The sequence below is a fragment of the Actinomadura fulvescens genome (genome assembly GCF_039533225.1).
GTDB lineage: Bacteria > Actinomycetota > Actinomycetes > Streptosporangiales > Streptosporangiaceae > Spirillospora > Spirillospora fulvescens.
Genome location: NZ_BAAATD010000001.1, coordinates 1 through 13,193, shown reverse-complemented (window position 1 = coordinate 13,193; position 13,193 = coordinate 1). Strand labels below are relative to the sequence as shown.

At 67.8% G+C, this 13,193-nt stretch carries 11 protein-coding genes; 4 read left to right on the top strand and 7 right to left on the bottom strand.

What is annotated here, in order from left to right:
• Positions 1 to 2: 2 nt before the first annotated feature.
• Positions 3 to 317 (bottom strand): hydroxyisourate hydrolase, encoded by a 315-nt coding sequence (gene uraH / locus ABD333_RS00055; protein WP_344536448.1) that lies wholly within the window; start codon positions 315 to 317, stop codon positions 3 to 5.
• Positions 314 to 859, bottom strand: a complete 546-nt coding sequence (gene uraD / locus ABD333_RS00050) for a 2-oxo-4-hydroxy-4-carboxy-5-ureidoimidazoline decarboxylase (protein WP_344536446.1) — start codon at positions 857 to 859, stop codon at positions 314 to 316. The genes uraH and uraD overlap by 4 nt, the downstream gene beginning before the upstream one ends.
• A gap of 213 nt (positions 860 to 1,072) precedes the next feature.
• On the opposite strand from uraD, the gene ABD333_RS00045 reads away from it, so the two are divergent.
• The 3 genes from ABD333_RS00045 to ABD333_RS00035 all read left to right on the top strand — a co-directional run bounded on the left by ABD333_RS00045 (position 1,073) and on the right by ABD333_RS00035 (position 5,446).
• A complete protein-coding gene (locus ABD333_RS00045; RefSeq protein WP_344536445.1) occupies positions 1,073 to 2,596 on the top strand; it encodes a PucR family transcriptional regulator in 1,524 nt (507 codons plus the stop codon).
• Between the two features lie 84 nt (positions 2,597 to 2,680).
• Entirely contained in the window at positions 2,681 to 4,144 is a 1,464-nt protein-coding gene (locus ABD333_RS00040; protein ID WP_344536443.1) for a catalase, read from the top strand.
• Between the two features lie 123 nt (positions 4,145 to 4,267).
• Positions 4,268 to 5,446 (top strand): MFS transporter, encoded by a 1,179-nt coding sequence (locus tag ABD333_RS00035; RefSeq protein ID WP_344536442.1) that lies wholly within the window; start codon positions 4,268 to 4,270, stop codon positions 5,444 to 5,446.
• 60 nt (positions 5,447 to 5,506) lie between these two features.
• Here the strand turns inward: ABD333_RS00035 and ABD333_RS00030 are convergent, their stop codons facing one another.
• The gene (locus ABD333_RS00030; RefSeq protein ID WP_344536441.1) at positions 5,507 to 5,914 is read right to left on the bottom strand and encodes a RidA family protein; all 408 of its coding nucleotides are present in this window, start codon (positions 5,912 to 5,914) and stop codon (positions 5,507 to 5,509) included.
• A 36-nt stretch (positions 5,915 to 5,950) separates the two neighbouring features.
• Here ABD333_RS00030 and ABD333_RS00025 point away from each other — a divergent pair, with 36 nt between their 5' ends.
• A complete protein-coding gene (locus ABD333_RS00025) occupies positions 5,951 to 6,565 on the top strand; it encodes a TetR/AcrR family transcriptional regulator (protein WP_344536440.1) in 615 nt (204 codons plus the stop codon).
• 275 nt (positions 6,566 to 6,840) lie between these two features.
• Here ABD333_RS00025 and ABD333_RS00020 read toward each other — a convergent pair whose 3' ends face one another.
• The 4 genes from ABD333_RS00020 to ABD333_RS00005 form a co-directional block, all read right to left on the bottom strand.
• Positions 6,841 to 7,254, bottom strand: a complete 414-nt coding sequence (locus tag ABD333_RS00020; RefSeq protein WP_344536438.1) for a hypothetical protein — start codon at positions 7,252 to 7,254, stop codon at positions 6,841 to 6,843.
• 199 nt (positions 7,255 to 7,453) lie between these two features.
• Positions 7,454 to 7,864 (bottom strand): ribosomal maturation YjgA family protein, encoded by a 411-nt coding sequence (locus tag ABD333_RS00015; RefSeq protein WP_344536436.1) that lies wholly within the window; start codon positions 7,862 to 7,864, stop codon positions 7,454 to 7,456.
• 1,358 nt (positions 7,865 to 9,222) lie between these two features.
• Positions 9,223 to 10,503 (bottom strand): HNH endonuclease signature motif containing protein, encoded by a 1,281-nt coding sequence (locus ABD333_RS00010; protein WP_344536434.1) that lies wholly within the window; start codon positions 10,501 to 10,503, stop codon positions 9,223 to 9,225.
• A gap of 494 nt (positions 10,504 to 10,997) precedes the next feature.
• Positions 10,998 to 11,564, bottom strand: coding sequence for a dihydrofolate reductase family protein (locus ABD333_RS00005; RefSeq protein ID WP_344536433.1), 567 nt, complete (start codon positions 11,562 to 11,564; stop codon positions 10,998 to 11,000).
• Between the last annotated feature and the right edge of the window lie 1,629 nt (positions 11,565 to 13,193).

The following is a 13,193-nucleotide window of genomic DNA, read 5'->3' as shown; positions in this document are numbered from 1 at the left end:
GTCTAGCTCCCTCGGTAGGTCGAGTAGGCGAACGGGCTGAGCAGCAGCGGCACGTGGTAGTGCTGGTCCGGGTCGGTGATCGTGAAGGCCACCGTGACCTCGGGGTAGAAGTCGGAGAGCCCGGCGGTGTCGAACGTCAGCCGGTAGGTCCCGGCGCCCGGCGCCCGCCCCCAGTCCTTGATCCGCCCGTCGGGGTCGGTGCGGCGCTGCGCGACGGGCGTCCAGGCACCGGCCGCGTCGCGCTCCTCCAGCCGTACGGCCAGCCCGCCGGCGGGCCTGCCCCGCGCCGCGTCGAGCACGTGGGTCGAGAGCGTCATGGGACATCCTTGGTCTCGTTCAGGAGCTTGGTGAGCCGCAGCTCGACGATCTTGGCCAGCTCGTCGCGCACCACGGCCCGCTCGGTGTCGGCGTCGTTGCCCAGGCGGGCCTGGAGCCGGTCGAGCATCTCGGCGGCGCTGCGGCCGGTCGCGCAGATCAGGAAGACGTGGTCGAAGCGGGCCTCGTACGCCCGGTTGCCCTCGACCATCGCGGCCCGCAGCTCGACCGCCGCGGCGTCCATGCCCGACTGCTCGCCGCGCGACCAGGCCGACTCGCGGTCCTGCCCGCCCACGCGGTCGCCGATCCGCGGGTGGGCGTCCAGCGCCTCCAGCACGTCCGGCCAGTCCAGCCCGGCCAGTTCCGTGGCCGAGGCCGCCAGCAGCGCGGCCGGGTCGTCGTAGGGCCGCCCGCCGGCGACCGCGGCCGCCCAGCGCCGGGAGGCACAGCAGGTGAGCAGCTCCGACTCGGCGTCGGCCACCGGCAGCGCGTTGAACCGTTCCAGGTTCGGGCGCGCCGAGGTGGGATCTGTCGTCACCGGCACTTTCCGCCTCCTTGTCGGTGGGTTGTCCTGAAGTACACACATTCGACCCGGGGGACGTGAAGAGACAGGAAGTCCGAAGTGTGACCCCGCTCACCGGGTACTTTTCGTGCATTGCTCCAACTGGGTACGCCCTTGTGGGGATCTGGGCCGGTTATCTGGCGGGGGCGGGCGGGACGGGGCGCGATAATCGCCCGAGCGAAAGGGGGGACGATCATGAGGCTGCGGAGCCTGCTCGACATGCCGGACCTGCGGCTGGCGGTCGTCACGGGTGAGGACCAGCTCGACCGGGTGATCCGGTGGGTGGTCACCACCGACATGCTCGATCCGAGCCGCTACCTCAGCGGGCGCGAACTCGTGCTCAGCGGGCTCGTCTGGCGCTCCGGCCCCGAGGACTCCGAGATCTTCGTCCAGGGCCTGGCCAAGGCGGGGGTCTCCGCGCTGGCCGCCTGGGACGCCGACGCGGGCACGATCCCCGACGACCTGGTCGAGGCCTGCCGTCGGCACCGGCTGCCGCTGTTCCGCGTCCCCGAGGACGTGGCGTTCGCGACGGTCACCGAGGAGGTCGTCCGGCACCTGTCCACCGCCCGCGCCGCCGACCTGACCGCCGTCCTCGACCGGCACCGGCGCCTGGTCGCGGGCGCCACCGAGGGCGCCGGGCTCGGCTCCGTCCTCGAACTCGTGGGCCGCGACCTCGGCATGCGCTGCTGGGTCCTCACGCCCACCGGCCGCGTCGTCGCGGGATCGCACCCCCTGCCGGACGAGATCGACTCGGCCGGGGTGGCGCGCGTCTTCCTGACCGCGCCCCGGCTGCCGCACCGGCTCAGCTCACCCGATCTGTCGATCTTCCCGGTGGCCGCCGACACCACCTCCCGCGTGGCCGACTGGTTCATCGTGTGCGAGGGCGACTGGGAGGAATGGCCCGCCGAACGCCGCGCCCTGACCGGCGAGCTCGCCGCGATCGTGGCGCTCGAACGGGTCCGTTCGGACGATCGCCTGAGCGTCGAGGGACGGCTGGCGCAGGAGCTCGTCCGCCTGATCGTCACCGGGGCGGGGACCGACGAGATCCTGCCCAGGCTGGAGCTCAGCGGCCTGGACGTCCTGTCGTCCTTCGTGGCCGTCGCCGCCACCGCCCGGGGCACCGGCCTGCGCCCCGGCGAGCTCCGCACGATGCTCGGCGAGATCCTGTCCCGGCCGGTGGTCGGCCTCCTGGACGAGGAAGTGATCGCGCTCCTGCCCGTTCCCGCCCCCGACCACGACGTGGCGGGCGACATCCACCGCGTCCTCCAGACCCTCGCCCCCGGCCTCGCCGACAGCGGACTGGCCGTCGGAGTGAGCGACGTCGTCGCCGCCGGAGGGCTCCGCGGCGCCGTCGAAGAGGCCCGCTACGCCCGCCGCCTCGCCGCCGGGCGCGCCGATCCGGTCTGCGTCGTCGGCCACGACGAACTGGCGACCCACGTCCTGCTGCTCGCCTCAGTGCCCGACGACGTACGGCACATGTTCAAGGTCCGCCTCCTCGATCCCCTCCGCACGTACGACGAGGTGCACAAGGCCGACCTGATCCGCACGCTGGAGACGTTCCTCCAAAACTCCGGATCATGGACGCGATGTGCCGAGCAGCTCCACCTCCACGTCAACTCCGTGCGCTACCGCATCCAGCGCATCGAGGAGCTGACCGGCCGCAACCTGTCGCGTTTGGAGGATCGCGTGGACTTCTTCCTCGCCCTCCGCCTCGGCTAGGGAGCATCCTCCAGAGTTGCCGCAGTGATCTTGACCACCCCCGGGCGGCGGCCCGTACGGTCGGGCTCACCTTGGAGGTGACTCTTGACCAGCCGACCCATTGAGCGACCTACGCTGACGACCGAGTCCGGTGCTCCGGTCGCCGACAACCAGAACAGCGCGTCCGCCGGGCCCGGCGGCCCGCTCCTCATCCAGGACCAGCAGCTGATCGAGAAGCTCGCCCGGTTCAACCGCGAGCGCATCCCGGAACGCGTCGTGCACGCCCGCGGCGCCGGCGCCTACGGCTACCTTGAGGTGACCGACGACGTCACCTCCTACACCCACGCCGCGTTCCTCAACGAGATCGGCAAGCGCACGGAGGTCTTCCTGCGCTTCTCCACCGTGGCCGACAGCCTCGGCGGCGCCGACGCCGTCCGCGACCCGCGCGGCTTCGCGGTGAAGTTCTACACCGAGGAGGGCAACTACGACCTCGTCGGCAACAACACCCCGGTCTTCTTCATCAAGGACCCGCTGAAGTTCCCCGACTTCATCCACTCGCAGAAGCGCGACCCGTTCACCGGCGTCCAGGAGCCCGACAACGTCTGGGACTTCTGGAGCCACTCCCCCGAGGCGCTGCACCAGGTCACCTGGCTGATGGGCGACCGCGGCATCCCCGCCTCGTACCGGCACATGGACGGCTTCGGCTCGCACACCTACCAGTGGGTGAACGCTGAAGGCCAGGCGTACTGGGTGAAGTACCACTTCAAGACCGACCAGGGCATCCGCTGCCTGACCTCGTCCGAAGCCGCCGAACTCGCCGGCAAGGACGCCAACTCGCACCAGCAGGATCTGCACCGCGCCATCGAACGCGGCCTCTTCCCCTCGTGGACCCTCTACGTCCAGCTGATGCCGGTCGAGGAAGCCGCGAGCTACCGGTTCAACCCGTTCGACCTGACCAAGGTGTGGCCGCACGCCGACTATCCCCGGATCAAGGTCGGCAAGCTGGTCCTGGACCGCAACCCGGAGAACATCTTCGGCGAGGTCGAACAGGCGGCGTTCTCCCCGAACAACTTCGTCCCCGGCATCGGGCCGTCCCCGGACAAGATGCTCCAGGGCCGCCTCTTCGCGTACGGCGACGCGCACCGCTACCGCCTGGGCGTCAACCACACCCAGCTGCCGGTCAACGCGCCCCACGCGAAGGCCACCAACAACGGCCGAGACGGCGCCATGCGCTTCGACGGCAACGGCGGCCGGGCCAAGAACTACGAGCCCGACAGCTTCGGCGGCCCCGTCCAGACGAACCGCCCGCTCGCCCAGGGCATCGACGTCACCGGCCAAGCCGGCGCGCACGCCCCGGTCGCCCACCGCGACGACAACGACTTCGTCCAGGCCGGCGCGCTCTACCGCCTGATGGACGCCGCCGCCCAGGCCCGCCTCGTCGCCAACATCGCCGGCGGCCTCTCCAAGGTCTCCGACGACGCGATCGTCCAGCGCATGATCGGCTACTTCTCCGCCGCCGACCCCGCGTACGGCCACGCCGTGGAAACAGCCGTCAAAGAGCACCGCTGACGGACCTGCCACCGCCGCGCCGGATCGACCGCGGCGGTGGCCGGGCGGCCACTCCTCCGGCCGCCCGCCGACCGGCCTCACCGCCCGGTGAGGCCGGTCACGGCTTGTCGAAAGGCACACCTCATGTCGGCCCGCGCGGTCATCTCCCTGACCGGCTACGCCCTCCCCGCGATCTCGCTCCCGGCCCGGCTGCCCGCCGCCATGTGCCCGATCGGCTCGCTGCTCCTGGTGAACGAGCACAGCGGCAGCATCTCGGCCGCCGGCCTTGTCGCCGGGGCCCTCGCCCTCGGCCAGGCCGCCGGAGGCCCGCTGGTCGGCCGCCGCGCCGACCGCCACGGCCAGCGCCGGGTGGTCATCACCGCCTCCCTGCTCAACGCCACCGCGATCGCGGCACTCGTGATCGCCTCGGTTCTGGCGTTCCCGATCCCGGTCCAGGCCGCGCTCGCCCTCCTCACCGGCCTGTCGGTGCCGCAGATCGGCCCGCTCGCCCGGAGCCGCCTGATCGCCCTCACCGCGCAGAGACCCACCCTCACGTCCCCGGCGATGTCGCTGGACGGCGCCATCGACGAGACGAGCTTCGTCACGGGCCCGGCCCTGGTCGGACTGCTCGCCACCTGGGATCCGGCCGCCGGTCTCCTCGTGGCCGCCGCCCTGGTCGCCTGCTTCGGCCTGATCTTCGCCCTGCACCCGTCGTCCGCCGAACGCGCCCCGTCCCCCAAAGGCGGGACCGCCCCGTTGCTCACGATCCCACTGATCCTGCTCTGCCTGGGGATGTTCCTCCAGGGAGCCGTCTTCGGCTCGATCCAGACCGGCGTCACCGACCTCACCGAGGATCTCGGCCACGCCGGCGCCGCCGGACTGATCTACGGCCTGATGGGGTTGCCCAGCGCCCTGACCGGCCTGGCGATGGTCGTCCTCCCGCCGCGCCCCGGCCTGCGCACCCGCCTCCGCCTGGCCACGACGGCCCAGTTCGCCATCTCGCTGGGACTCCTCACGGCGAACGGCCTGGCAAGCCTCACCGTCGCCGTGACCGTGCTGGGCCTGACGTTCGCGCCCAACATCATCACCACGTTCGCCCTGACCGAACGAGCCGCCCCGCCCGACCGCATGGGCGAGGCGATGGCCATGCTCGGCAGCGGCATCATCCTCGGCACCTCCACCGGCGCCATGCTGTCCGGCTGGCTGGCCGAGACCTCCGGGCACACCGCCGCGTTCGCCGCCGCCTGCACAGCCGCCGGAGCCTCCGCCCTCATCGCCCTAGCCAGCCGGCAGCACCCGCCCGGTCGTCCTCGACCAACGTGATCGGCTCGACGACATCAACACCAAGCCGGCCTTCGCCGCCACCTGCATTCTCAGCCCTGCTCAATCCAGCACAGCGGTCGCCTCGACCTCGACCAGCAGATCAGGCTCACCCAGGGCCGCGACCCCGAGCAAGGTGATCGGCTTGACCGGATCGACGCCCAGCCTCGCCGCAGCCCGCGCGACGCCCTCCCCCAGCAGAGGCATCTTCTCGGGCGTCCAGTCCACGACGTAGACCGTCAGCTTCGCCACGTCATCGAACGACCCGCCGACCCCCTCCAACGCCGTCGCGACGTTGAGGTAGGCCTGCTCGACCTGGGCGGCGAGATCGCCCTCGCCCACCTTTCGCCCCTCGGCGTCACGGGCCACCTGCCCCGCGAGGAACACCAGCTTCGTCCCACTGGCAACAGCCATCTGTCGGTAGACATCGGGCTTGGGCAGCCCGTCCGGATTGATCAGCTCTACGACCATGCCTCAAAACATAGCAACGCTATGTATTGTGACGCCATGGTGAGGACGAAAGATCCCGCGGTCCGTTCCCTCCTCATCGACCGCGCCGCACACATGCTGAGCACCCGCGACCCCATCACCCTGCGCTCCCTGGTCGCCGGAACGGGCGTCTCCACCATGGCCGTCTACACCTACTTCGGGGGCATGGACGGCCTCTGGAAGGCGATGCGCCAGGAGGGATTCACCCGCCTGGCCGCAAAACTAGACGCGGTCTCCCACTCCAAGGACCCCGTCCGAGACTTGGCCGCCCTGGGCGCCGCCTACGTCTCCAACGCCCTCGCCAACCCCGACCTCTACCGCATCATGTTCGACGCGGGCTTCGAACTAGAGGACGCCGAAGCCGCCGACGAAACACTGCACCACCTAGTCCGCACGATCGACCGAGCCAAGAAGTCCGGTCGCTTCCACCCAGGCACCAACGCCCTAGAACTAGCCATCCAAAGCTGGACCATCGGCCACGGCCTGGCCTCCCTAGTGGTCACAGGCCCCCTACCCCACGAAGCCCTAGCCCACGGAATCCCGCTGCTAACAGCCCTCTTCACCAGCGCAGGCGACACCCCCACCCAATGCCGCCGCTCAGTAAAACAAGGCTGGACCACAAACCTCCCATAAACCGCGGCACTGCCAAGGACCGGGGTCGTCATCGCATCAGCGTGATCCCCGCAACGCCAACTTGTCGCGCCTATTAGGACCAGCTCACTGACCGCCACGTTCGCCACCCGCTGGCAGTCGGCGCGGCCCCAATCACCGTAGCGGCGCCAACTGCCCTGCAGCCGCACCGAAGAGATCAGGAGGGCTGGTCCGGCTGCGCGCGTTCGTCGCCGCAGCCGACCAGCCCGATGGCCGGCGATCACCATGTGACGTCGTCATCGCTCGGCAAGCCCGCCCTAGTGCCTGATGAGCCGAGCGGTCTCGTTACGCCGGGTCTTGTGCCAGCTGTACTTGACTTTGCCCATGCCCTTGCGCTCGTACATGCTGACTCCAGCCGAAAAGCGACCGTGCCTCCAACCGCTCTTCCATCCGGTGGTGGTTTGCACATAGATCCATGAATGACCCTCACACGATCCCTGGATCTTGCGGGTATGGGCGCCATTGTGGCTGCTCTTGGCGATCCAAGTGCAGCCGCTGCGGCGGATGAAAATGACTTTCGTGTGGGCGGCCTTCGCCGTGTCGGTTTCCACACTTGCGTGCGGTGCTTGGACTACCGGAGCAGCGGCGGGCGCGGTGGTCGCCTGAGCCGACGCGCTGAGCACCGGCGCGAACGCGACCGAGGCCACCGCCGCGATGAGCAGCTTCTTCATGACACCTCTTTCTCCATGGCCCCCGTGGGCCAGGTGCCACAAGCCAATTCCACGACTGTCTTGACGGCGTCATGAGCTCATCTCAATGTCGTGACACGCCCCGGCCCGAATGCTGACGACCGACACACACAGACGATCGTCCTCAACCGTCCACGTAGGCGACCAGGACGTTCCGCACCACCCGAAGAACGCCCCAAGGTCATGATGTGAGAGCGGGTGCCGAGTCGGAACGTGTGCGGGCCCGGAGGAACCAATGCGCGGCGACCAAGGGGATGACGCCGACGGGGTACCAGGCAACGTCAATGAGGTCGAACTGGGCACCTAGCAGTTGGCGCGCGAACCAGCTGCGTTGGGAGATCGCCCCAGGTATGGGGGTGAGCTGTGCGAACTCGATGAACCAGCAGTATGCGATCGCGGCAGTGCCAGCGAGCAGTGAGGAGATCAGCGGCCATATGAAGACCACTAGCGTGTAGACGATAGCCGCAGACAAGGCGGCGCCTGAGTACTGTTCGATAGGCCCGTCCATCATGGCGCGGATTGCGTAGGCCGCCCCCGCAAAGCCAACCGCCGATACCACCATCAGCAGCCGAGTCCAGCGCGTCAGCGACATCGCGCAATCATAAGTGGTAGCGCAGCGAAGGCGGCAGCCGGTCCGCTGAGCTTGGACGGGCCGCAGGCTTTCCCACTCGCCGCGAACGTCGCCAACCAGTACGTCCAGGCCCGCTGCTCGACGAGATCCTGACGTCCTTCTCGTCGAACACCGCGCGGTCGCGATCTGATCACTAATGGCGCATCGGCCAGGCATGTCAAGAAGCCCCGGCTACTCCGCCCCTGCGCCGAGGACGGAGCCGTACGTCTGGACGGAAAACCATCCGCGGCACCAAGAGCGCCGATAGGAGTCAGTTGCCTCTGCTGGCCCAGAGCGACCCGAACACAAGGTCGTGAACGCCGATGCTCTGCACACGGTGCCGCCACCTACATCCACGCCCGCAGCGGCCACGTTGTGTTCCCGGCCAACGATAACCGCCAGGCCCTATTCGACGCCCTGCCCTGGCGTGCCACTCCTGTCGCCCACGCCGACCCAACCGCACCATCCAGGTCCTGCCTCCCCGCCGAATCTGCCGTTCCCGCACCTCAACCAGTGTTCCGCATCGAACGGGCCTGGACGGAAAGCCGATCTCGTCCATCGCCCAACTCGGCGTGGCCAAACCGCCGACAGGCAACCGCAGTCCGGGCCAATGGACCATCGAAGTGCCGCACTGGCTCCGCGACACCACCTGGTGCGAAGACAACTCCACCGTCCGCACCCGCGCATCATGGCCTCGCTCCGAAATCTGGCCATCGGCGCCCGACTCCTCGCCGAACGCACCGAGACCACCCGCTGGGCCTGCCGCAACGTGACAGGGCCCTTCAGTCGGCGACGGGCTGCCCGGCTTCCCCGACGTCCGGCGCCCCGGCCACTTCGCCGTCGCCAACGCCATCGGCGCCGCCGGGATCACCTCGCTCCTGTTTCCTCTCCCAGAACGACGGCACACTCATGGACGCCGAAATCCTCGGCTCTCACCTAACCGACCTCGGAACAGCCGTGGCCCCCGGCCAGCCCATTCCCATTCACGCTCAAATACGTGCGCCCTCCCTCTCCGCGCTCGCCACAGCGCCACTGCGATCCCCGCTTCCCCTCCACGGCGCCGGAGTCGAAACCGGCCAACCATGCCGAGCACTGTCCGACAACTCACTGCACGGCGGCCCGACGAACACCAAGCCAGCCGGTTCAGTAATCGGACGCGCCAGCAAAAGGAGCAACGCCATCAACGATGTAGGTGTTGTGGACGCGAGTAATAGGTGCACGAGACAAGCGCATGCTCAGAACGAGCGGCAAAGGCAACCTGCCAAGGCTCATGAGGTCCTCCGGTCACCACACCGGAGGCATACGCCGTCCAGCAGAAATCCTCAGGTATCAACAAGCGCCTAGGCGGCCCGTTCGGTGCTGTCCCACTCCCGGCGATTGGCAGCTTGGATGCGACGCTGTTTCCCCGTCTTCCACTGCAACGGTGGTGGAAGTGTCCGGTAAACGTACTGGCCCTCGTCACTGCGAGTGATCTCTATTTGGTTGGGATGGGTGTGCTTCCACCGGTTGTGCCAACCGCAACAGAGAGCGAGCTTGTCGATGTCGGTGGGCGAGTGACCGAGCGCCCATCCATCGACGTGATCGACTTCGCAGAGCGTGCCGGGGATGGGGCAGTGCTCCACTGCGCAGGTCGAATAGAGGGTCTCAAGCACCCGCCGCTGCCCCGGGCTGGCGAACCGCGTGGTGTGACCGAGGTAGAGCGGAACGTTCCCCGCTCCCAGGATCAGCGGGGAGACACCGGCGCTCAGCGCGATGCGGCGGGCCTGTTCGGCAGGAAGGGGCGTGCCGTCCGACAGCCGCGCCGAGGCATCGCCACAACCGGAAGCCCCAGTGAGCCTCTCCAGATCCACGATCACCGTGACCTTGGTGGCTTTGTGGCCACCTGACAACACACTGGACAAGGCAGCAGCGGTGCGTTCAGCGGTGTCGCGCAGGTCGTCCGGCCCGGCGGGCTTGGCCAAGTGGTCAAGAGTGCCGTGCCAGATGGCTGAGTCTTCCGGGTTCAGCCATCCCTTCACGTAGCTGCCACCGTCCAATGAACGAGTAGCCACCATCCACGACCGTTCGTACCCCCGCTTGGTCTCCTCCGGACGGTCGACGCCATCACGTTCGGCAATCACGTCGCGGATGCGATTGCCGACCCGCGCAACCTTGCCCGGCGAAACACCCTCGTCGGCCAAGCCAAGCATGATGTCTTCCGCCTTGGCGCAGTCTTCGTCGGACAAGCGGTGAACGGCATCAGCGATCGTGGCCGCGTATCCGAACGACAACTCACCTGCCGCCCAACGCTCGTCGACCAGTCCAAGCCGAGGCAGTTGCCGGGCCAGCGTCAGCCGTTCCTGGGCGCGGCCGTCACGCATTCCCAAAGTGGTACGCAACCAGGCCTTGGTGGAAGCGAATCCCCATTCCTTGACCACTCCACTGGTGTCGACCCGGGCGATCAGACCCGCAAGAGCCCGCTCGCTCTGATCGACCGCGCCCGCCAAGCCCTCGGCAAGCTCTTTACACAAAGCCCCCGACTCGTCCACTTCCCGAGTAGCGAGCTCAGCGGCAATCTCAGCTAGCTCTCCCACCAACTCAGCAGTGGAAGAGCCAGCAAAGTCGCGCGAGCTCGAAAGCATGAACCCATTATATCGACAACCTCTTCGACAATTAAGACACAATGGACGACCCCGCAAACAAATAAGGCCACGATTTCCTTACTGATCGAAGTACGTCCCCTCCCCGCAACGATGGATAAGGCCGCCACCCATCCTCCTGTAAGCACAAGCTAAGGTAGGCGCGTTCACGAACAAGGTGGCTGAACCAAGTGGACAGCTGAGCGGTGCCGAAATGACCCACTGCGCTCCCATGCGGCAGTTCGCGCATTGCTGTCACGTTGGTTGCGGCCGCCGCCCCAGGAAAGCTGAAAATGGTAAAGGCCACCGCGGGGCGCGCACCGCACCAAACAAGACCGTGCAAGACCAGCCCCGCCGAGACCAGCGCAGGGTGCTAACAGCGCCACGTCGAGGCCAGCACCAGCCCGGCGCTGTGTCAGCGGCCAGGGATTCCGCACTGGCGGCCAGTTAGCGGGAGCTATCTGGCCGCCGGTGTCACGCTGTGGGGTGTTGGGCTGTTAGCGGGCGGCGGGTCGGTGGTGCAGCAGTACGGCCCGGGTGTCGAAGGTCTGCGTATCGACAAGCTCCAAGTCGAGGCGCTTGGAGTCGGGGAACAGGGCCTTGCCGCCGCCGAGGACGACCGGGTGCACAACGACCTGGTATTCGTCGATCAGGCCGTGCGCGGTGAGCTCGGCGGCCAAAGACGCGCCACCCATCAACAGCAGGTCCTTGCCCGGCTCGGACTTGAGTGCGGTGACCTGCTCGGCCAGGTCCGCGCCGCCGATCACCCGCGCACCGTGGCCCGGCTCGCGCAGCGTGCGGGAGAACACCACCTTGGCAGTACGGCGCCACAGGGGCGCGAACTTCAGGTCGTGGGGGTGGTCGGAGATGGACTCCACGTTGGGCCAGTAGCCGGCCATCATCTCCCACACCGGCCGGCCGTACAGGAAGGTGTCGACGCGTTCCATCTGGCTGAAGAAGTGGGCCGACAGCTCCGGTCCCATGGCCGGCCAATCGAACTCACCGTTCGGGCCCTCGATGTAGCCGTCCAGCGACGCGTGCACCGAGTGAATGATCTTCCGCATGATCGTGCTCCTGTGGTCGGGCCCCCGGTGGGGCGCTGTCACGGTGTGGTCGGAGCACCGCCGCCGTCTTCGACATCAAGGCCGAAAATTCGTCTGGATGTTTCGGTCAGTGCCTGGCGACTGACCGTGTGTGAAGACGCGAAGCCACATCGCGCGTTACGGCGCGTGACACCGTCACTGGCCGCACGTGAGCAATCTGAGGCCGCTGTCAGCGCTGAGACCAGCCCCACGTCGAGCCCAGCCCGGCGCTGAGCCCGGCCGAGATTGAGCCAGCGCGACGTTAAGCCCAGCCCGACGTTGAGTCCAGCACCACGTTGAGGTCAACGCGGCGTTGCGGCCGACGTGAGTAAATGCAGCGCCTCATCCCAGCCAGCGTCTCGTCCGGCCAGCTCCCATGGTGTCAGCGCACCACGTCCAACCAGTACAACATTCGGCCAGCGCGACCTTGAGGCCGACGCCAGGCAAGGCAGCACCTCATCCCAGCCAGCTCGCAGTGGTGTCAGCGCGCCAGGTCGGAGCAGCACCACAAGTGCAGCGCAGGACTGAGTCACCGCTTCGTCCAATCAGCACGACATTCGACCAGCGCAACGTCCGCCCAAGACAAAGCAAGATCGGCGCAGCGCGAGATCGGCGCGTGCGGGTGCGCCGCAAGACCGGCGCAACACGAGATCAGCGCGGCGTTAGCGCAGCGTCCGCTTCGCGCAACACGAGGCCAGCACAGCTCCCTGTCAACGGACCAATCCTGACCCCCTGAGGTCGGGTGGATTCTGGCGCCCGCTGGGGGTCAGTATTCAGCCGCCACCGACACTCCCGCCCCACTCAACGTCCGTGCTGCGCACCGCGAGGTCGGCGCAGCGCGAGGCCGGCATCGCATGAGGGGCACGCGCGGCGCCTTCAGAAGCTGCATTGGGGCCGCCGGAACCAGTAACAACGACGCGAGCGTGCGCTTGCCCCCGCTTTGCGGCTCTCGGTAAGCGCAACCGGCTCGTAAGCCGTCACCCTTTGAGACCACCCCAACCCCCAAGCCCAGCACACAAACCACCAGAACGCTCGGCGCCCACCCCTGACCTCCACTCTTCCTCGCTGACAAGAAAGCCCAACCCGCAACAACCGAAACCCAAGCTGCGAGGCACGGGTTTGACTAGGGGAGGCGAGACCCCGGCGCTTTGCCGTTGAAGTGCGATGACTACCTGGGCTACCAAATCAATCGGCCCTTTGGAGAGCGACGCGAGCGTGCGCGCACCCCCGCTTTGCGGCTCTCGGTAAGCGCAACCGGCTCGTAAGCCCTCACCCTTTGAGACCACCCCAACCCCCGAGCCCAGCACACAAACCACCAGAACGCTCGGCGCCCACCCCTGGCCTCCGCACTTCCTCGCTGACAAGAAAGCCCAACCCGCAACAACCGAAACTCAAGCTGCGAGGCGCGGGTTTGACTAGGGGAGGCGAGACCCGGCGGTGGTTGGAGAGCGACGCGGCGGAAGGGGTTCATCAGGACGTTGACGGGTTGCGTCCACGGAGATGGTGTACGAGTTTGACCAGGCCAGAGGGCGTGGCGTCGTGAAGTAGGACGGCCACCGCGTGATCCTTCGAATCGACCAAGATCTCGAAGGAAAGGAAACGCGATGGCCG

Coding starts and splice junctions, on each gene's coding strand:
- uraH (WP_344536448.1), bottom strand. CDS start 317: ATGACGCTCTCGACCCACGTGCTCGACGCGGCGCGGGGCAGGCCCGCC.
- ABD333_RS00045 (WP_344536445.1), top strand. CDS start 1,073: ATGAGGCTGCGGAGCCTGCTCGACATGCCGGACCTGCGGCTGGCGGTC.
- ABD333_RS00035 (WP_344536442.1), top strand. CDS start 4,268: ATGTCGGCCCGCGCGGTCATCTCCCTGACCGGCTACGCCCTCCCCGCG.
- ABD333_RS00030 (WP_344536441.1), bottom strand. CDS start 5,914: ATGGTCGTAGAGCTGATCAATCCGGACGGGCTGCCCAAGCCCGATGTC.
- ABD333_RS00025 (WP_344536440.1), top strand. CDS start 5,951: ATGGTGAGGACGAAAGATCCCGCGGTCCGTTCCCTCCTCATCGACCGC.
- ABD333_RS00020 (WP_344536438.1), bottom strand. CDS start 7,254: ATGAAGAAGCTGCTCATCGCGGCGGTGGCCTCGGTCGCGTTCGCGCCG.
- ABD333_RS00015 (WP_344536436.1), bottom strand. CDS start 7,864: ATGTCGCTGACGCGCTGGACTCGGCTGCTGATGGTGGTATCGGCGGTT.
- ABD333_RS00010 (WP_344536434.1), bottom strand. CDS start 10,503: ATGCTTTCGAGCTCGCGCGACTTTGCTGGCTCTTCCACTGCTGAGTTG.
- ABD333_RS00005 (WP_344536433.1), bottom strand. CDS start 11,564: ATGCGGAAGATCATTCACTCGGTGCACGCGTCGCTGGACGGCTACATC.